General features: G+C 51.8%; 16 protein-coding genes. 6 read left to right on the top strand and 10 right to left on the bottom strand.

Going from position 1 to position 18,654, the window contains the following annotated elements; all coding sequences use genetic code 11:
- Positions 1-47 precede the first annotated feature (47 nt).
- Together KK062_RS07870 and KK062_RS07865 are read left to right on the top strand one after the other, a co-directional pair.
- Positions 48-1,148: an anhydro-N-acetylmuramic acid kinase gene (locus KK062_RS07870; RefSeq protein WP_254083724.1), complete on the top strand. Its 1,101-nt coding sequence runs from the start codon at positions 48-50 to the stop codon at positions 1,146-1,148.
- Between the two features lie 124 nt (positions 1,149-1,272).
- Positions 1,273-2,505, top strand: coding sequence for a Glu/Leu/Phe/Val dehydrogenase dimerization domain-containing protein (locus KK062_RS07865; RefSeq protein WP_254083723.1), 1,233 nt, complete (start codon positions 1,273-1,275; stop codon positions 2,503-2,505).
- 176 nt (positions 2,506-2,681) lie between these two features.
- Here KK062_RS07865 and KK062_RS07860 read toward each other — a convergent pair whose 3' ends face one another.
- The 4 genes from KK062_RS07860 to KK062_RS07845 all read right to left on the bottom strand — a co-directional run bounded on the left by KK062_RS07860 (position 2,682) and on the right by KK062_RS07845 (position 8,844).
- Entirely contained in the window at positions 2,682-3,986 is a 1,305-nt protein-coding gene (locus tag KK062_RS07860; RefSeq protein ID WP_254083722.1) for a hemolysin family protein, read from the bottom strand.
- Positions 3,987-4,313: 327 nt separating this feature from the next.
- Positions 4,314-5,636, bottom strand: a complete 1,323-nt coding sequence (locus KK062_RS07855; RefSeq protein ID WP_254083721.1) for an aspartate kinase — start codon at positions 5,634-5,636, stop codon at positions 4,314-4,316.
- A gap of 210 nt (positions 5,637-5,846) precedes the next feature.
- A complete protein-coding gene (gene dnaK / locus KK062_RS07850) occupies positions 5,847-7,766 on the bottom strand; it encodes a molecular chaperone DnaK (protein ID WP_254083720.1) in 1,920 nt (639 codons plus the stop codon).
- A gap of 106 nt (positions 7,767-7,872) precedes the next feature.
- Positions 7,873-8,844: an aldo/keto reductase gene (locus tag KK062_RS07845; RefSeq protein WP_254083719.1), complete on the bottom strand. Its 972-nt coding sequence runs from the start codon at positions 8,842-8,844 to the stop codon at positions 7,873-7,875.
- A gap of 96 nt (positions 8,845-8,940) precedes the next feature.
- Here KK062_RS07845 and KK062_RS07840 point away from each other — a divergent pair, with 96 nt between their 5' ends.
- The 4 genes from KK062_RS07840 to KK062_RS07825 are packed head-to-tail and all read left to right on the top strand — an operon-like array spanning position 8,941 to position 12,107.
- The gene (locus KK062_RS07840; protein ID WP_254083718.1) at positions 8,941-10,518 is read left to right on the top strand and encodes a peptide chain release factor 3; all 1,578 of its coding nucleotides are present in this window, start codon (positions 8,941-8,943) and stop codon (positions 10,516-10,518) included.
- Between the two features lie 16 nt (positions 10,519-10,534).
- The gene (locus KK062_RS07835; protein WP_254083717.1) at positions 10,535-11,212 is read left to right on the top strand and encodes an RluA family pseudouridine synthase; all 678 of its coding nucleotides are present in this window, start codon (positions 10,535-10,537) and stop codon (positions 11,210-11,212) included.
- Positions 11,213-11,223: 11 nt separating this feature from the next.
- On the top strand, positions 11,224-11,547 hold the full coding sequence (locus tag KK062_RS07830) for a DUF6787 family protein (RefSeq protein WP_254083716.1): 324 nt from the start codon (positions 11,224-11,226) through the stop codon (positions 11,545-11,547).
- Between the two features lie 8 nt (positions 11,548-11,555).
- A complete protein-coding gene (locus KK062_RS07825; RefSeq protein ID WP_254083715.1) occupies positions 11,556-12,107 on the top strand; it encodes a hypothetical protein in 552 nt (183 codons plus the stop codon).
- A gap of 78 nt (positions 12,108-12,185) precedes the next feature.
- On the opposite strand, the gene atpC is transcribed toward KK062_RS07825, so the two are convergent.
- From atpC to KK062_RS07795, 6 genes are all read right to left on the bottom strand, one after another.
- Entirely contained in the window at positions 12,186-12,431 is a 246-nt protein-coding gene (atpC, locus tag KK062_RS07820; protein WP_254083714.1) for an ATP synthase F1 subunit epsilon, read from the bottom strand.
- Positions 12,432-12,499: 68 nt separating this feature from the next.
- Positions 12,500-14,008, bottom strand: coding sequence for a F0F1 ATP synthase subunit beta (gene atpD, locus KK062_RS07815; protein ID WP_254083713.1), 1,509 nt, complete (start codon positions 14,006-14,008; stop codon positions 12,500-12,502).
- A 108-nt stretch (positions 14,009-14,116) separates the two neighbouring features.
- Entirely contained in the window at positions 14,117-15,373 is a 1,257-nt protein-coding gene (locus tag KK062_RS07810; protein WP_254083712.1) for a sensor histidine kinase, read from the bottom strand.
- A 1-nt stretch (position 15,374) separates the two neighbouring features.
- Entirely contained in the window at positions 15,375-16,691 is a 1,317-nt protein-coding gene (locus tag KK062_RS07805) for an ABC transporter permease (RefSeq protein ID WP_254083711.1), read from the bottom strand.
- On the bottom strand, positions 16,684-17,598 hold the full coding sequence (locus tag KK062_RS07800) for an ABC transporter ATP-binding protein (protein WP_254083710.1): 915 nt from the start codon (positions 17,596-17,598) through the stop codon (positions 16,684-16,686). The genes KK062_RS07805 and KK062_RS07800 overlap by 8 nt, the downstream gene beginning before the upstream one ends.
- An 87-nt stretch (positions 17,599-17,685) precedes the next feature.
- Positions 17,686-18,603 carry a toast rack family protein gene (locus tag KK062_RS07795; protein WP_254083709.1) on the bottom strand — a complete coding sequence of 306 codons (918 nt, stop codon included), beginning with the start codon at positions 18,601-18,603 and terminating at the stop codon, positions 17,686-17,688.
- Between the last annotated feature and the right edge of the window lie 51 nt (positions 18,604-18,654).

The raw sequence follows: 18,654 nt of genomic DNA, 5'->3' as shown, positions 1-18,654 counted from the left end.
GAAAATTTACAGTTTTGGCCGCGATGCCGACAGACCACTTCAAAAGTATGGATTCAAAGAACAACTCTAAAAAAGATGTGTACAAAGTCCTCGGCCTGATGTCGGGTACATCCCTCGACGGTTTGGACATCGCCTACTGTACATTCAAACAAACCGACGCCGGCTGGACATTTTCCATCGTGCAGGCCGAGACGCTGAAATACACATCACCCTGGCAAAAGAAGCTGAAGACCGCCCACCAGCTCAGCGGCGACGCCCTCGTTGCCCTGGACGTGGAGTACGGTCATTTTCTGGGCGAGGCGTGCCGCACGTTTCTGAGCAAGCATAAGCTGAACGTAGACTTTATCGCCTCGCATGGTCATACGGTGTTCCACCAGCCCGACAAGGGCTTTACACTGCAGATCGGCAACGGCCAGGCCTTGTACACCTCGGCAGGGAAACCCGTCATATACGACTTCCGCAGCCTGGACGTGCTCTACGGCGGACAAGGCGCTCCCCTTGTGCCCGTCGGTGACAAACACCTGTTTCACGAATACGATGTTTGCCTCAACCTGGGCGGCATTGCCAATTTATCGCTCGAGGTAAAAGGCAAACGCCTGGCATGGGATGCTGCCTTCGTAAACATGGGCTTGAATTACCTGGCCGGCAAGGCTGGAAAAGGATATGACGCAGGTGGCGCTATGGCAGCCGAGGGCGAGCTGCATGCCGGACTTCTAAAGTCCCTCACCAAAGCATATGAACCATTGCGCGCTAAAAAGCCCTCGCTCGGCCGCGAGATCTTTGAAAAGAAATTTCGTCCGCTGCTCGACAAAGATACGATAGCCCTACACGACCGCTTGCACACCTTCACGGTTGCCGCGGCGCGCGAAGTAGGCGATGCTATTCTGGGTAGCGTGGGTAACCGCGCGGCCAGTGTACTGTGCACCGGCGGTGGCGCTTTCAATCACTTCTTCATGAGCTGCCTGCTGGAGCATTGCGGTGACCAAATCTCGCTGATCCTTCCGGATGAAACGGTGATCAAGTTTAAAGAAGCGCTGGTCTTTGCGTTCCTGGGTGTGTTGCGCAGCCGCAACGAAGTCAACTGCTTGAAGTCGGTTACGCAAGCTTCGCGCGATAGTTCCTCCGGCCTCACCGTTGGCCTGGTATAACGCCATTCCTCATCGTATACTATATCTATAGGTGTTTCTGCACGCAGATTCCGTGCGTGCTTTATTTTGAAGCTCGGCGGTAAACGCGTAAACTCGCAGCTCCTAAACTGAAGCCCTTTTCCCCATGAAAGAACTCTTACAGAAATTTGAGAACAAGCGCCCCGAGATTGTCTTTGAATGGAAAGACAGTGAGACCGAAGCCGAAGGTTGGGTGGTCATCAACTCCTTGCGCGGTGGCGCCGCCGGCGGCGGAACACGCATGCGCAAAGGCCTTGACAAACGCGAAGTAGAGTCGCTGGCAAAAACCATGGAGGTAAAGTTTACCGTGTCGGGCCCGCCGATCGGCGGTGCAAAGTCCGGTATTAATTTCGATCCCAACGATCCGCGTAAGGCGGGTGTGCTGCAACGGTGGTATGCTTCGGTCATGCCGCTACTGAAGTATTATTATGGCACCGGTGGCGATCTGAACGTCGACGAGATTCATGAGGTAATCCCCATTACGGAAGATGTCGGTATCTGGCATCCGCAAGAGGGTGTCTTTACCGGGCACTATAAACCAACCGAAGCGCAAAAGGTAAACCGCATCGGGCAGCTGCGTCAGGGCGTGGTGAAAGTTATTGAAGACGAGCAGTTCACACCTTCTCTGCAAAAGAAATATACCGTGGCCGACATGTGTACCGGCTATGGTGTGGCACAGGCTGTCAAACATTATTATGAATTGTGGGGCGGCAATGTGGCCGGCAAACGCGCCGTCGTACAGGGCTGGGGTAACGTGGGGGCGGCGGCCGGCTTTTACCTGGCGCAGATGGGTGTAAAAGTAGTAGGCATTCTCACCCACGAAGGCGGGCTGATCAACCAGGACGGCTTTACGCTGGAAGAGATTCGTCAGCTTGTCATCGATCGCAATGGTAATAGGCTTGTGTCGCCCGATCTGCTGCCCTTTGATGTCGCTAATACGCGGATTTGGGATCTTGCTTTCGAAATCTTTATACCGGCCGCGGCATCGCGGCTCATTACCCGCGATCAGGTGGACCGCATGATGGCCTCGCACCTGGAAGTTTTCTCGTGTGGTGCGAACGTACCGTTTGCCGATCCGGAGATTTTCTTTGGGCCTACTGGGCTATACGCGGATCAGAAGTTTTCGGTACTGCCGGACTTTATTGCCAACTGCGGCATGGCCCGGGTGTTTGCTTTCTTTATGGAGAGTGAAGTGAAGATGGAGGATGCCGCGATCTTTCAGGATATTGCGCAGACTATTCGGAAGGCATTGGATAGGACGTATGCTGTGAACAAGGGTAAGACGGGGATTGCGCAGGCGTCGTTTGAGATTTCTTTGAGGCAACTTGTTTCGGCGTAGGGGTCTTAGCCGTGCGGTGATATGATTGCCCGGTGCCTCGTCGGTCTGAAGACTGACATCAGAGTGGGTCCAAGTCGCCCTCCCTTCGGTCGGAAGACTTGAACCAGATGCGTGCCTCAAGTCGCGCAAGCGCTCTTGTATTTTCGCGCTCACACTTCACACTCACGCTGTTTCCTCTAGTCGGTATTGTGTGTGGGGCTGTCCAGCGTGCGTAGCTCCACGAGCTCGGGCAGCGTCTTGGTCATTTTGATGATGCGTACCATGTAGCCATCCAGCTCGAACTCTTCGCCTTCGCGTAGGTCGAAAGGTTTATACTGTAAGAGAAGTCCGGCCAGGGTATCGTAATCTTCCGATTCTGCAAAGGGTATATCCAGCTCTTTGTTGATGTCGTGAATGGGCGACGTAGCAATCACCTGGAAGGTGTTGCCGCTCTGGATCACGATTTGCGCTTCGTGGTCGTGTTCGTCCTGAATCTCGCCGACAAGCTCTTCGATGATGTCTTCCATGGTCACAATACCAATGGTGCCACCATACTCGCTGATCACCACCGACATCTGGATCTTCTTGCGCTGGAATTCACGCAGCAGATGGTCGATCGGTTTATTCTCTGTCACGAGGTACGGCGGATGGGCGATCTCCAACAGCGTTTTGTTGGTCTTGTTGATGAAGTGTTGTACGATGTCCTTACCCGTCACAATACCTTTTATATCGTCCAGGCTGGTGTCGTATATGGGATAGCGTGAGTATCCTTCCTTGAGCACGATTTGCAGTGCCTGATCCAACGTAGCGGTTACGTTGATGGCCGAGATTTTGATGCGCGGCACCATGACCTGTTTTACAATGCGGTCGTCAAAGTCAAATACGTTTTGGATGAGCTCGCGCTCGCTGCTTTCAATGGCGCCACCTTCTTCGCTTTCGGCGATGATGAGTTTTAGCTCTTCTTCGGAGTGAATCTCATCTTGCTCGTGTATGGGCTTTATACCAAAGATCTTCAGTACCAGGTTGGCAAAACCGTTCAGCAACGAAATGGCGGGCTTACAAATAAAATAGAAGATGCGTAGCGGAACAGATACCGCCAGGGTTGTAGAAGTTGGATAGCGAATGGCTATGGACTTCGGTGCCAGCTCGCCAAAAACGATGTGCAGTACGGTCAGCGTAGCAAAGGCTACCGGCACCGCGATACGATGTGCGAGGGCTTCGTCGAGTGGCAGCCCAAAGGCATCCATAACGTTCAGGATGATACGGGATACGACGTCTTCCCCCACCCAACCAAGGCCGAGGCTGGCAAGTGTAATGCCCAATTGCGTAGCCGCCAGAAAACCGTCGAGGTTGTCGATGATGATCTGTGCAGCAGCTTTTCGTGCATTGCCGGCTTGTATGGCAATTTGCGAAGAACGGACTTTAACAATGGCAAATTCGGCAGCAACGAAAAAACCATTTAGCAACACCAGGAAAAGTGTTAAGAAAATATCAAACGCCATAGTGAACGCTAAAACTTCAAAGTTAACGGTTTTGTACCGCTTTTTTGTGCACCCCGGGGGTTGGCACTTGGCCAACGGGCCAACGGCCGGTTAAAAAGCCTCTACGCAGGAAGATAAGGCGTTTTAGGATGCCAAAATCAGCAAAAAATAACACTGGCCGAAAGTGACAAAGATCGTAAAATCTGCTTTCCACCCTAAAAATCAGGGTTGATAACCATGAACGGGGTATTTCTTACAAGGGTCAAGAAAACTTACGTGTTACACCAAAAAACACCGGACACCGCTCGCAATAGGAACAGTGTCCGGTGATGATTGTATAGATTCCATTTACTTCAGGCCGAAGAGCTCTTCGTTGAGCACATTCAGCGCCTGCTCCTTATAGCTCTTGTCGACCAGTACCGTCACGTTGTTCGGGCTACCGCCGCAGCATACCATACGCACCGGTATTTCCGAAAGGGCATCAAATACTTTGTTCAGCATACCTTTCTGCTCGGTAATCTTGTTGCCGACAATACAGATGATCGCCTGATCTTTATACACTTCGATGGTGCCGAACTTCTTCAGCTCCGTTTCGATCGATGGCAGGTGTGCATCGTTGTCGATGGTGAGCGACACCGATACCTCTGCCGTGGTGATCATGTCGATTGATGTCTTGTGATTTTCAAATACCTCGAATACACGACGCAGGAAGCCGTACGCCATCAGCATGCGTGATGACTTGATGTTGATTGCCGTAATACCATCTTTTGCAGCAATGGCTTTGAACGAACCTTCGGTGCCTTTGCTGGTAATGATGGTACCAAAAGCTTTTTCGTCCATGGTGTTTTTCAAACGCACCGGTACGTTGTACTTCTGCGCCGGTACGATCGTAGACGGGTGCAAAATCTTCGCACCGAAGTACGCCAGCTCAGACGCTTCGTCAAAGGTGAGCTCGGAGATCGGCACGGTCTTCTTCACAATGCGCGGGTCGTTGTTGTGCATGCCATCAATGTCGGTCCAGATCTGAATCTCTTCCGCACGGATCGCAGCCCCCACCAGCGAAGCGGTATAATCACTGCCACCACGCTTCAGGTTGTCTATTTCATTGCGATGATTGCGACAGATATAGCCTTGGGTGATGATGATCTCTACGTTGGCCAGCGAGCTAACCAGCGGCTTCAGACGCTCCGATATTTTTTCCAGCTCGGGCTCTTCATTTTCGTCGATGGACATGAAGTATAACGCCGGCAATAGGCGCGCGCTGATCTTGCGCTCCTGCAGGTGCTGGTAGAACAGCTCGGTGGAGATGAGCTCACCTTGTGCCAACAGTTCGCGGTAGCCTTTGTTGTCGAACTGACCGGCGGCCAGCAGACGGATGAAGATAAAGAAGCGGCTTACAATCTCTTGTCCGATGGCGAGGAAACCCTCGCTGCCATACAGTTCCTTAATAAATACCTGGTAATGATTTTCCAGGGCGACGATTACTTCCTCCGCCTTGGCGCGTTGTCCCAGCAACAGATGATCACCAATGGCGACGAGTGAATTGGTTGTGCCTGATAAAGCAGAAAGAACAACAATCTTCTTACCGGGAACGCCTGATACAAGGTCCGCGATTTTTTTCATGCGTTCAGGCTTCCCTACTGAGGTGCCTCCGAATTTCATTACAAGCATAAGGACTGCATTTTGTTAAAGCGGGCAAATATAATGTGTGCGGAAAGACATTCGCCAGAGAACGGGCAACCTTTTATTGGCCAGCAGGCTCTTTTTCAATTCGTTACAACGAAAGGTCGTTCGTAAGCCGCATTTTCGGGGTAAAAAAGAAGGCCTTCCGTGGGGAAGGCCTTCCAAACCATTTACTATGTTAAACTAACTTCTCAAGATTTATTTCTTGTCGTTTACCTCTTCGTATTCGACGTCCGATACGTTGTCAGCCGAATTACTCGAAGCATTGCCACCCGGAGCGCCCGCGCCCGGTGCGGCGCCAGGAGCACCACCGGTATTCTGATACATCTCTGCTGTAGCCGCCTGCCATGCCGTGTTCAGTGTGTTCACACCGTTTTCGATGCCTGCCAGGTCCTGCGCCTTGTGCGCTTCTTTCAGCTTCTCGAGTGCGCTGTTGATCGCAGCTTTGTTGCTGTCGGAAAGCTTGTCGCCGTATTCTTTCAACTGGCTCTCCGTCTGGAATATCAGCGAGTCGGCCTGGTTGATCTTCTCAGCACGCTCTCTCGTTTTCTTATCGGCATCGGCATTTGCCTGTGCTTCCTGCTTCATCTTGTTGATTTCGGCATCTGTCAGGCCCGAAGACGCTTCGATGCGAATCTTCTGCTCTTTGTTGGTGCCTTTATCTTTAGCCGACACGTGCAGGATACCGTTGGCGTCGATATCGAATGTTACTTCGATTTGCGGGATACCGCGTGGTGCCGGCGGGATACCGTCGAGGTGGAAGCGACCGATGCTACGGTTATCTTTCGCCATCGTGCGCTCACCTTGCAGCACGTGTATCTCTACCGAAGGCTGGCTGTCAGCCGCCGTCGAGAATGTCTCCGACTTCTTCGAAGGAATGGTTGTGTTCGACTCGATGAGTTTGGTCATTACGCCACCCAGCGTTTCGATACCCAGCGACAGCGGGGTTACGTCGAGCAGCAGTACATCTTTTACTTCACCAGTCAATACACCACCCTGGATCGCAGCGCCTACGGCTACTACTTCGTCCGGGTTAACACCTTTCGAAGGTTTCTTACCGAAGAACTTCTCTACCTCCTCCACGATGCGGGGGATACGGGTAGAACCACCAACGAGGATTACTTCGTCAATTTCTGATACGTTAACACCAGCATCTTTTATCGCGAGGCGGCAAGGCTCCAGTGTTCTACGCACCAGGTCATCTACCAGCTGCTCGAATTTCGCGCGGCTGAGTTTTTTCACCAAGTGTTTGGGTACACCGTCTACCGATGTGATATAGGGCAGGTTGATCTCAGTCTCTTGTGAGCTGGACAACTCGATCTTCGCTTTTTCAGCAGCTTCTTTCAAACGCTGCAGTGCCATCGGATCTTTACGCAGGTCGACGTTCTCTTCTTTGTGGAACTCATCGGCCAGCCAGTTCATGACGCGCATATCGAAGTCGTCACCACCGAGGTGCACATCACCGTTGGTAGATTTTACTTCAAACACGCCATCGCCAAGCTCGAGGACAGAAACATCGAATGTACCACCACCCAAGTCGTAGACGGCGATCTTCATGTCGTTGTTTTTCTTATCCAAACCGTACGCCAGCGCAGCAGCAGTAGGCTCGTTGATGATCCGCTTTACATCCAGGCCTGCGATCTGACCGGCTTCTTTCGTCGCCTGACGCTCAGCATCGTTAAAGTAGGCAGGTACGGTAATAACGGCCTCTGTAACAGTGGTGCCCAGGTAGTCTTCTGCGGTGCTCTTCATTTTTTGAAGAATCATAGCAGAGATTTCCTGCGGTGTGTAGAGGCGGTCGCCGATACGTACCCGTACCGTGTTGTTGTTGCCACCTTCTACCTGGTACGACACCATTTTCTTTTCGCCTGTTACCTCGTCAAACTTCTTACCCATGAAGCGTTTGATAGAGGAAACTGTATTTTGAGGATTGGTAATAGCTTGGCGTTTCGCAGGATCACCTACTTTGCGTTCGCCCTTACCGTTATCCAGGAAAGCGACTATAGAAGGTGTGGTTCTTCTACCCTCGCTGTTGGCGATCACCACCGGTTCGTTGCCTTCCATGACGGCTACGCACGAGTTGGTGGTTCCTAAGTCTATTCCAATAATCTTTCCCATGATATTTTCTTTCTGTTGTTTTTAAGGTTGTACAACCCCTTCTTCAATGGTTATGCCAACCCAATTTTCTTCCTAAAAAAATGACACAATGACATGTCAGATCTTGCTATTGCGACCACGAGGTGGGCGTTCTGTCCCAGCGGTGTCCTTTCAGGGTCTGGCGCAACGTTTCTGGCAGCCCCTGGCCATCGCTCGTGGCGATGTTGGCTTCTACGTTACGAATTTTCCGCATTCCGGGGATGATGGTATGCACGTCGTCACTGCCCAGGATGAACCGCAACGCCATTTCGGCCATGGTCATGCCTGCCGGGATTAGTGGCCGCAACGCCTCTGCGTGGTCGACGCTGGCATTCAGGTTTTCCGGCACAAAGTACGTTGACCGCCAATCGTCGGCCGGGAAGACCGTCTCTTTTGTCAGCATGCCCGTGAGGGTGCCTTCGTCAAACGGCACGCGGGCGATTACGCCGATGCCGAGCTGCTGGCACAACGGGAAGAGGTTGTCTTCCGGCGCCTGGTCAAAAATATTGTAGATGACCTGTACCGAGTCGATCAGGCCTGTGCGCAGCGTATTCAACACGTTGTCAGGCTCCCAGCGGTTTACGCTTACGCCAAAATGTTTCACTTTGCCTTCGCGCTTCAACTTTTCGACGGCGTTTTTCCAGTCATCGTGGCCGGCCCACCCGTCTTCCCACACGTGGAATTGCTGCAGGTCGATGCAATCGACGCCGAGATTTTTTAAGCTCTTTTCCGTGTATTCAACGATGTGTGAGGCCGGGAAGCACTCTTCCAGGGTGAACGACGGCTGAGACGGCCAGGTAAAGTTTTTGGCGGGGATCTTGGTGGCGACGTACAGCCGCTTGCCTGCATATTGTCTTAAAATGTCGGCCAGAATGTTCTCGCTTTTGCCGTTGCCATAGGCCCAGGCGGTGTCGAAAAAGTTGCAGCCCAGGTCGATTGCCCGTCCCTGCGACTGCATCACTTCTTTCATGTCAGAGCCGGACCAGCCTGCCAGTCCCCACATGCCGTAACCGATTTCACTCACCTGCCACTGGGTGCGGCCAAACGTTCTATACTTCATACCATAAGATTTTGCTTCAAAATAGCACTTTCACATTTCTTTCCCGCCGTATCTTATTCTTCTTTTCTCCTACCTTTGCCGACCGAATTATTACCCATGAGCTTAGAACAGGAAATCGCCAAACGCCGAACCTTTGGCATTATTAGTCACCCGGATGCCGGTAAAACCACGTTGACAGAAAAATTGCTGCTCTTTGGGGGCGCCATTCAAAAAGCCGGTGCTGTGAAATCCAGCAAGATCAAGGACCACGCACGGTCCGACTGGATGGAGATCGAAAAGCAACGCGGTATCTCCGTCGCCACCTCGGTGATGGGCTTTAACTATAAGGACGTCAAGATCAACCTGCTCGACACACCGGGTCACCAGGACTTTGCCGAAGACACGTACCGTACCCTCACGGCCGTGGACAGTGTGATCATGGTGATCGACTGTGTAAAGGGCGTGGAGATCCAGACCGAAAAACTGATGGAGGTTTGCCGCATGCGCAGCACTCCCGTGATCTGCTTCATCAACAAGCTGGACCGCGAAGGACGCGACCCGTTCGAGCTGCTGGACGAGATCGAAGAAAAACTCAACATCAAAGTGCGCCCGCTCAGCTGGCCCATCAACATGGGCAAGAACTTTAAGGGGGTCTATAACATCTACGAAAAGAGCCTCCACCTTTTTACCTCCAGCAAGACCACGATTGCAGAAGGCATTGAAGTAAAAGATATCACGGACACGCTGGTGGACGACTACGTTGGGGAAAACAATGCGAAGCAACTACGCGCCGACATCGAGCTGATCGAAGGTGTATATCCCGAGTTTGATGTGAACGCATACCTGAACGGCCGCGTGGCGCCTGTGTTTTTTGGCAGCGCGGTGAATAATTTCGGTGTGAAAGAATTGCTCGACGCATTCATTCGCCTGGCGCCACAACCTATACCGCGCGAAACCTCTGTGCGGATTGTTGAGCCTGAAGAGAAAAAATTTTCCGGCTTTATCTTTAAGATCCACGCCAACATGGATCCCAAGCACCGGAACCGCATCGCCTTCCTGCGCATCTGCTCGGGCAAGTTCGAACGCGGCAGCAACTATTTCCACGTACGCCAGGACAAGAGCGTGCGTTTCTCCAACGCCACGGCCTTCATGGCGCAGGACCGCGAAACGGTAGAAGAAGCCTGGCCGGGCGACATCGTCGGTATCTTTGATACCGGCAACCTCAAGATCGGCGACACACTGACCGAAGGTGAGAAGTTAATGTATACCGGCATCCCGAGCTTCTCTCCCGAGATCTTCAAGGAAGTGGTGAACATGGACGCTATGAAAACCAAGCAGCTTGAAAAAGGCTTGCTGCAATTGATGGAAGAAGGCGTTGCACAGCTGTTTACATATGAGCTTGGCAAACGCAAAGTGGTGGGTGTTGTCGGTGCTCTGCAGTTTGAAGTCATTCAGTTCCGTCTGAAAAACGAGTATAATGCCACGGCACAATTTGTGCCGCAGAACATCTATAAAGCATGCTGGATCAGCAGTAAGAATCCGCAGAAGCTGGCGGAGTTTGTTGATTCGAAGCAGCGGCACATTGCCCGTGATAAAGACAACAAGCTGGTCTTTATGGCGGAGTCGCGTGGCTGGTTGCAGATGGTGCAGGACAACTTCCCCGACATCGAGTTTCACTTCACGTCCGAGTTCTAGTACACCTGACCCCGGTATGCACGAGCCATTTGACGTACTCTACGAAGACAACCACCTGTTGATCGTCAACAAGCGGTCGGGCATCCTGGTGCAGGGCGACGCCACGGGCGACACACCCCTGGTCGATCTCTGCAAGGTATATATTAAAGAAAAGTACGATAAGCCCGGCGCTGTATTTCTGGGCGTAGTACACCGGCTCGACCGACCCGTGAGCGGTGTCGTTGTATTGGCGCGTACCTCCAAGTCATTGGAGCGCATGAACGAATTATTCCGCATGCGCGAAACTACCAAGATATACTGGGCTATCGTCGGGCAAAAGCCGCCGGAGCAGCAAGGCACGTTGGTGCATTGGCTGCAGAAGGATGAAACGAAAAACAAGACCACGGCCTACCGTAAAGAAACACCGGGTGCATTGCGATCCGAGCTACACTACAGGGTGTTGACCGGCGCCGCGGGGCATTGGTTGTTGGAAGTACATCCTATCACGGGCAGGTCGCATCAGATACGTGTGCAACTGGCCAGCATGGGCTGTGTCATTGCCGGCGATGTAAAGTATGGTGCTTCTCAACCCAACGCCGATGGCAGCATTTGCCTGCACGCCCGTAAGCTGACCTTTTTGCACCCGGTAAAGAAGGAACCGGTATCGTGCGAGGCGCCGATACCCGACGAGGAATTGTGGAGATATTTCCGCTAAATTTAACCGTTATGAATAATAGTTCGTGGATTGAAAAACTCAGACAACGCTGGCAGCTCGGCAGCATCTTTCAGGTGGTTATTGTGCTGGTGGTGTTTGCCTGCACAGGTATCACGATCGCTCTCATCAAGAGGCCTCTGCTTCTATTTTTGTTTGGCGAGTCTGCCGCCGGCTCAACCCTGGTGACCGTTTTATACTATATTTTCATCTTACCGCTCTATAACGTCGTGCTCCTGGCGTATGGCTTTTTGTTCGGCCAATTCGACTTCTTCTGGAAATTTGAGAAGCGCTTCCTTGGCAGGATATTTTCCGGCTTCCGGAAAACAAACAAGTAAGAAGCCTTATGAGAAATTATCCACTCCTGGTAGCGGCAGCGCTGCTCTTTGCGGCATGCTCATCGCCCCGGTATGCCTATCATTTTGATCATTATGATTATAACAGCGGCCGGAAGGCCCACGTACCGCAACTGCAACGCGTAGAAGAAGCACAACCCGTCAGCCCGCTGTCTTTAAATGAAAGCACCCTGGTAGCCAGCACGGAGGCTACTCCTATCACGCTAGCCGAGCCGGCGCTGAAAGCCCCGGTAGCCGGGGAGGCCGCCACTAACCTGTCCAAACGGTATAAAGCCATGACGAAGGACGAGAAGCGGGAGTTTCGCCGGGAGATCAAGAGCCAGGTAAAAGCGTATGTAAAAGCCGTGAAAGCAGGCGATAAGGGCGCGGCAGAAAAGGCGGTACAGGTGATGGACAACGACTTGAAGCTGGCGATCATCTTTGGTGCCGTCGGTTTGACGCTGACACTCTTCGGTGGCATAAACGAGGCCTTCTGGGTCCTGGGCGTGATCTCGATCGTGGTCGGCGTGGTCTTCCTGGTCAAATGGCTGGTACGTCAATAACATATGCCGCACACACCCATAAAAAAAGAGACTGCCTGAAAGACAGCCTCTTTTTTATATATTCTGTTTGGCACCAGGTTATCCCACCACGCCGTCTGCCAGCACGATTACTTTGTTTTTCAACACTTCTACAACCCCGCCGGTAACCAAAAGCTGGTGCGCACCTTCTTTACCCTTGTACTCAACGGTGCCTGCTTTCAGCAAGCTGATGAGGGGAGCATGGTGATCCATCACCTGGAAGGAGCCATCCTCACCAGGAAAGGTGGCAATGGACACTTCGCCTTCAAATACTTTTTTCTCGGGAGTTAATATTTCCAGGTGCATTGGTATCGGGTTAGAGGTTACAGGTACAGCGTTGCTTTACAGGCCGTACCTGAAACCTGAAATGAATATTATCCTCTGGCTTCGGCCATGATCTTCTCGCCTTTCTCAACAGCTTGTTCGATGCTGCCGACCAGGTTGAAGGCCATTTCCGGCAGGTGGTCATAGTGACCGTCCATGATGCCGTTGAAGCCTTTAATGGTGTCTTTAATATCTACGAGCACACCTTTCAAACCGGTAAAGGCTTCTGCCACGTGGAAAGGCTGTGACAGGAAGCGCTGCACACGGCGGGCGCGGGTTACAACCAGCTTGTCTTCATCGCTAAGCTCGTCCATACCGAGGATGGCGATGATGTCTTGCAGTTCTTTGTAACGCTGCAGAATGCTCTTCACGCGCTGTGCGGTGTTATAGTGCTCGTCGCCTACGATCTCCGGACGCAAAATCCGGGAGGTAGAGTCCAGCGGGTCTACGGCCGGGTAGATACCCAGCTCGGAGATTTTACGGCTCAATACGGTGGTAGCATCCAAGTGAGCGAAGGTCGTTGCCGGCGCAGGGTCGGTCAAGTCATCGGCCGGCACGTATACTGCCTGTACCGAAGTAATAGAACCGTTTTTAGTCGACGTGATACGCTCTTGCATGGCACCCATTTCGGTTGCCAGGGTAGGCTGATATCCTACGGCGGAAGGCATACGACCGAGAAGGGCCGATACTTCGGAACCTGCTTGTGTGAAACGGAAGATGTTGTCTACGAAGAACAGGATGTCGCGGCCTTTACCTTTGCCATCGCCATCGCGGAAATATTCCGCTACGGTCAGACCCGACAGGGCCACCCGTGCGCGGGCTCCGGGAGGCTCGTTCATCTGTCCGAACACGAAGGTTGCCTTCGAGTCAGCCAGACCTTTTTCGTCTACCTTCGAAAGGTCCCAGCCACCGGCGTGCAATGACTTGTTAAATTCCTCACCGTAGTTCACGATGCCTGCTTCAATCATTTCGCGCAGCAAGTCGTTTCCTTCGCGGGTTCTTTCGCCCACACCGGCAAATACAGAGAGACCTGAATATGCTTTTGCAATGTTGTTGATCAGCTCCTGGATCAATACGGTCTTACCTACACCGGCACCCCCGAACAGTCCGATCTTACCACCTTTTGCGTAGGGCTCGATCAGGTCGATAACTTTAATACCAGTGAACAGTACTTCGGTTGCCGTGGAAAGATCCTCGAAACGGGGCGCCGACCGGTGAATCGGCAGGGTTTGTGTACCTTTCGGTTGCTTGATCCCGTCAATGGCTTCACCGATCACATTGAAAAGACGGCCTTTAATATCCTCACCCACCGGCATGCGAATCGGCGAGCCGGTATCCTCTACTTTCATTCCCCGCACAAGGCCTTCTGTTCCTTCCATGGAAATGGTACGAACGCGGTCTTCGCCAAGGTGCTGCTGGCACTCCAAAACGACTTTGGTACCGTCAGCTTTCATTACTATAAGGGAGTCCAGGATGTTGGGTAACTTTGCCCCTTCGCCGTCAAAGGCGACGTCTACGACCGGGCCAATTACCTGGGTGATCTTTCCAATATTTGCCATTGTATGTTATTTTCGAATTCAGGGTCTGATTCAGGGTCTGAAATCGACCGCAAAAGTAGCCGTTTGGCCAAAAAGAACAAAGAGCGCCAGCCGAATTATTCCTCCTTTTTAAGCTGTCGGCAGCGGCCCTTGTACAAAGCTCTCCGGCGCCGCATTTAGCACGATCCGGAACGTTGTTCCCTGACTTTCTTCCGAGCTTTTTACAAAGATCTTACCGTTGTGATAGGTATCGATAATGCGCCGGGCCAGCGCAAGACCGAGGCCCCAGCCCCGTTTTTTTGTTGTAAAACCAGGCCGGAAAACCATACTGATTTTAGACCGGGGTATACCCTTGCCCGTGTCCGACACATCGATAAAGACCTTGCCCTCATTGCCGCGCAGGACCTTAATAGCAATCGTACCGGAGTTCCCCATCGCATCTACCGCATTTTTGCAAAGGTTTTCAATAACCCATTCAAACAATGGTGCGTGCACATCCGCATCGATGCGGTCTGAGAGGGTAAATACTTCAATGCGTATTTTGGCAGAAACACGTGGCCGAAGGTAATTTACGACATTGTTAACCAGCGATACGATGTTCTCACGTTTTAGTGTAGGCACCGAACCAATGCTGGAAAACCGCTCGGTCACAATCCGCAGTTTGTACACATCTTTTTCCAGCTCCTCCACAATGCCCCTTTGGTTTATGGTAGGGTCTTCCCGCAACACCTCCACCCACGCCATCAACGACGACAGCGGTGTGCCCAACTGGTGGGCTGTCTCTTTCGCCAGGCCTACCCACACCCGGTTTTGCTCTGCTGCTTTGGAATAGCTAAAGGCCAGGTAGGAGATGAAAGCAAAGATTGCGATGACGGACAACTGAATGTAGGGATAGGCAATCAGCTGAATCAACAGAAAAGAATTTTTATAGTAAATATATTGTACGCCAAACACCTCCCCTGTTTGGGAGTCGCGCAACGTGACGGTAATGGGCTCGTAGGTGGTCTTCATGGTTTCCATGGCGTCGGCCAGGAAAGCATCCTTGCGTTTGGTGGGCCAGGTCTCTACCAGGTCGAGGTTGCGGTATGACAAAACGTTGCCTTTCTCGTCGGCCAGTATGATGGGGATCGAGTTGTTTTGAAAGAGGATCTCTTGCGCGATGAAGTTTACGTCGCCGCCGGTATCGTCTTCGTTGGCAGTATATTCTATTGCTTTGGCATACAGTTGTACTTGCTGCCGTTCGCGGCCTTTGAGCTGGTCGACGAGTATTTTAGTATAATAAATAGACCCTCCACTGATCAGGACAGCGACACCCAGCACAATCCACTTGGCGGCGGTATTGTTCTGATAAAACGCCAGTCCCGGTATAGAAGACTTTTTACTCATGCTAGTTTCGCATCAAAAACCACTTCATCAGCACGCGGTAATTTACTTTGGCACCGTGCATCAAAATACCGATGCGGTAGATCCGGCCCGCGGCCCAGGTGGTAAATATAAAGCCCAGGATCAGCAATCCTTGTGATAATAGCAACTGCCACCACGGCACGCCGAAGCCTAACCGGCCAATCATGGTGATGGGCGCTGTAAACGGTATGATCGACAGCCACACGCTGATGGCGCTGTCGTGGTCTTCCAACACAAAGGCAAACAAGCTCAGATACGCAATCAGCATCGGGATGGTGATGGGGAACATAAACTGCTGTGCTTCGGCCGGACTATCGACCGCGGCGCCGACCGCGGCGAAGAGCGCACCGTAAAGCAGGTAGCCGCCGAGGAAGTAAAACAGGAAATTGAGAATGACGTATGTGAGCGGTATTTGGTCCCAGATCTTCATGAACGAAGCGACAGCATAGTTTTGTGCCGCGGCAGTCTCCGGGTATTGCCGGCCTACCTCCTCCATCATCTGCTGCTGTGGCATGGACACACCAAAATAGGTCAGCAACGTAGTGGAGACTACAGTGATCAATACAATCCAAATCAAAAACTGCAGTAAGCCTACCGAGGCCAGCCCGAGGATCTTACCCATCATCAATTGGAAGGGACGGACGGATGACACGATGATCTCGACAACCTTGCTGGATTTTTCTTCAATGACGCCCTGCATGATCTGCGCACCATAGATAAAGATGAACATATACATCAGGATGCCACAGGCCATGCCTATGCCAAACAATATGTTTGAGTCGGAGGCCTCTTCATGTCCGCCTTCCGTCACCGTGATGGCTTCGATCGACACGTCGGTCTTGAGCTCATCCAGTAATTTCTGATTGACCTTCAGCTCTTTCATCTTTACATCGCGGATGCGGTCCTCCAGCATCTGCTCCAGGCTGGCAATGTCCGAGGGGCTCAGATTTATCTTGCCATATAACGTGATCCCTGCCGGCCGCATCACGTCCAGCTTCGGTATATGCAGCAGTGTTCCTACGGCATTAGAGTCGGCATCCAATAACAATCGGGCCTGGCTGAAATTACCGGGAAAGGGCTTGAAGCGAAACACCGACGTATCGGGTACAAACAAACCACTTTCGTCTACATATTGAATCTCCTTTTTCTCGGCATGGCGCTTTTGCTCCGCCGAAAAATAAACCATCACTCCCATGAGCAACGGAAAGATGAGCGGTATGAGGATCGTTGCGATCAGGAACGAGCGCTTTTGTACCCGGGTGAGAAACTCGCGTTTCATAATGAGCCAAATCTTATTCATGATTTCCTCCTTTCACCAACGTGATAAAGATCTCGCTCATGGTCGGTATCTTTTCAATAAAGCTATGCACTTCGGTTACCGGTATCAGATCGCGGAGGAGCTGATTCGGGCCGCTGTTATCGTTTACGGCAACAACCGATTTATAAAAATCATCTTCGACGACGCGTTGTTGGATCAACCGGTACTTCGCGGCATCCAGGTCGAACGCCCCGCGGTGCTCGACGGTATAGGTATGGGTGCGGTAAGTCTCTTTGACCTGTCGTTTAGAGCCTTCAAGGATCTTCTTCGATTTATCGATCAGCACAATGTGGTCGCACAGGTCTTCCACAGTCTCCATGCGGTGTGTAGAGAAGATGATTGTACACCCCTTCTCTTTCAGCTCGAGAATCTCCTTCGTGATCAGCTGTGCATTGATGGGATCGAAGCCCGAGAAGGGCTCGTCTAAAATGATCAGGCGCGGCTCGTGCATCACGGTACTGATAAACTGCACCTTCTGCGCCATGCCTTTGCTTAGGTCTTCTACCTTTTTATTCCACCAGTCTTTGATCTCAAATTTTGTGATCCAGGCTTTGCTGCGGACAACTGCCTCCTGGCGGCTCATGCCTCTTAGCTGTGCAAAGTAGATCAGCTGCTCGCCTACGGGCATCTTTTTATACAGGCCCCGCTCTTCGGGCAGGTAGCCAATCGTACCAATGTGCTTTTCTTGTAAACGTTCACCGAAGAGGGTGATGGTGCCTTCGTCGGCCTGGATGATTTGATTAACGATGCGGATGAGGGTGGTCTTGCCGGCACCGTTTGGCCCCAATAAACCGAAGATCGTCTGTGCCGGAATAACCAGGCTCACGCGGTCCAGTGCCAGGTGCTGCGAATACCGTTTTGTTACCTCGTGGGCAATAAGCGCTTCCAATGATGGTGGTTGTTTGGTCGATTAGTATCGGCCTACAAGATAAAATTACCGGAAGGGAAAAAAAATAAAAGCCCTGACGGGCGACAACTACTTGGGATCTTTTACTTCAACTTCTTTTGTTTCTTTAAACACAATGCTGCCCATCGATACATCCAGGTCGAATGTCAGGCCGCCTTTGGAGTCTTTGCTGTACGCTGCGTTGGCAAATGTATTTTCCTTGATCTTCACCAGGCTGCTGGGCATCTTTACGCTGCACAGCCACGAGTCGTGAATCTTTACCAATACGGGTATTTCATCACTGGGCATCAGGATCAACAGGTTACCGGCACCTACGCTGCCTTTCACGGTGTTCTGCACCAACGGCTTATTGCTAAAGTCGAGCGTTACATTGCCAAAGCCCACATCGGCCTGCACAAAGTGCGTGCGCGACAGGTTCAGATTTTTTACGTTAACAGAGCCCAGGTCCACTTTTACAATGAACGTGTCCATGTCGATCTGGTTTTCCAGTGACGAGTTGTAGCCTACGGTTACGTTGGCACTGCCCGAGCTTATTTTCAATTTTTTAATAGCCAGGCCGGAGAGGTCGACGTTGGCATTGCCCACGCCATATTTCAGTTCCAGCAGATACGGTTTCATATCGGTCAGGTACATCTTCCACAGCTTGTCGCCGCCGCCTTCGGTACCGCCAAAGAAATGGGTGGAAATGGACTCGCCCAGGGAGCTTGCCTGGCTATCTTCCAGATTCAACTGCACTTCGCAGGTTCTGCCTTTGATCTCTTTTCGAAAATTGTGTGCGTATTCGGTTTCGGTCTGATTACTAAAAACGTTGAGAATTTCGGGATTCTGGCTGGGTTTGATGTAGCAATTGCCGCTGTTGGCTTGCAAGCTCAGGCGCACGCTTTCACACGATTGGACGTCTTCGACCGTAAACTGCTTTTTGATCTGGCCAAAAACCATTCCGCCAAGCGCAACTCCGCAACATGTTAGCCAAATCTTCTTACGCATGGTGAATTATTACGGCCCTGCTCTCTACAGGTTACACGGTTGTAAGTTTAA

Source organism: Dawidia cretensis (assembly GCF_018598175.1).
GTDB classification, from domain to species: Bacteria; Bacteroidota; Bacteroidia; order Cytophagales; family Cyclobacteriaceae; genus Ohtaekwangia; species Ohtaekwangia cretensis.
This window is presented reverse-complemented; position numbering and strand designations above follow the sequence as displayed.

Bases quoted from the DNA above. Each gene is read 5' to 3' on its own strand.
- KK062_RS07870 (WP_254083724.1), top strand. From the start codon at position 48: ATGGATTCAAAGAACAACTCTAAAAAAGATGTGTACAAAGTCCTCGGC.
- KK062_RS07865 (WP_254083723.1), top strand. From the start codon at position 1,273: ATGAAAGAACTCTTACAGAAATTTGAGAACAAGCGCCCCGAGATTGTC.
- KK062_RS07860 (WP_254083722.1), bottom strand. From the start codon at position 3,986: ATGGCGTTTGATATTTTCTTAACACTTTTCCTGGTGTTGCTAAATGGT.
- KK062_RS07855 (WP_254083721.1), bottom strand. From the start codon at position 5,636: ATGCTTGTAATGAAATTCGGAGGCACCTCAGTAGGGAAGCCTGAACGC.
- dnaK (WP_254083720.1), bottom strand. From the start codon at position 7,766: ATGGGAAAGATTATTGGAATAGACTTAGGAACCACCAACTCGTGCGTA.
- KK062_RS07845 (WP_254083719.1), bottom strand. From the start codon at position 8,844: ATGAAGTATAGAACGTTTGGCCGCACCCAGTGGCAGGTGAGTGAAATC.
- KK062_RS07840 (WP_254083718.1), top strand. From the start codon at position 8,941: ATGAGCTTAGAACAGGAAATCGCCAAACGCCGAACCTTTGGCATTATT.
- KK062_RS07835 (WP_254083717.1), top strand. From the start codon at position 10,535: ATGCACGAGCCATTTGACGTACTCTACGAAGACAACCACCTGTTGATC.
- KK062_RS07830 (WP_254083716.1), top strand. From the start codon at position 11,224: ATGAATAATAGTTCGTGGATTGAAAAACTCAGACAACGCTGGCAGCTC.
- KK062_RS07825 (WP_254083715.1), top strand. From the start codon at position 11,556: ATGAGAAATTATCCACTCCTGGTAGCGGCAGCGCTGCTCTTTGCGGCA.
- atpC (WP_254083714.1), bottom strand. From the start codon at position 12,431: ATGCACCTGGAAATATTAACTCCCGAGAAAAAAGTATTTGAAGGCGAA.
- atpD (WP_254083713.1), bottom strand. From the start codon at position 14,008: ATGGCAAATATTGGAAAGATCACCCAGGTAATTGGCCCGGTCGTAGAC.
- KK062_RS07810 (WP_254083712.1), bottom strand. From the start codon at position 15,373: ATGAGTAAAAAGTCTTCTATACCGGGACTGGCGTTTTATCAGAACAAT.
- KK062_RS07805 (WP_254083711.1), bottom strand. From the start codon at position 16,691: ATGAATAAGATTTGGCTCATTATGAAACGCGAGTTTCTCACCCGGGTA.
- KK062_RS07795 (WP_254083709.1), bottom strand. From the start codon at position 18,603: ATGCGTAAGAAGATTTGGCTAACATGTTGCGGAGTTGCGCTTGGCGGA.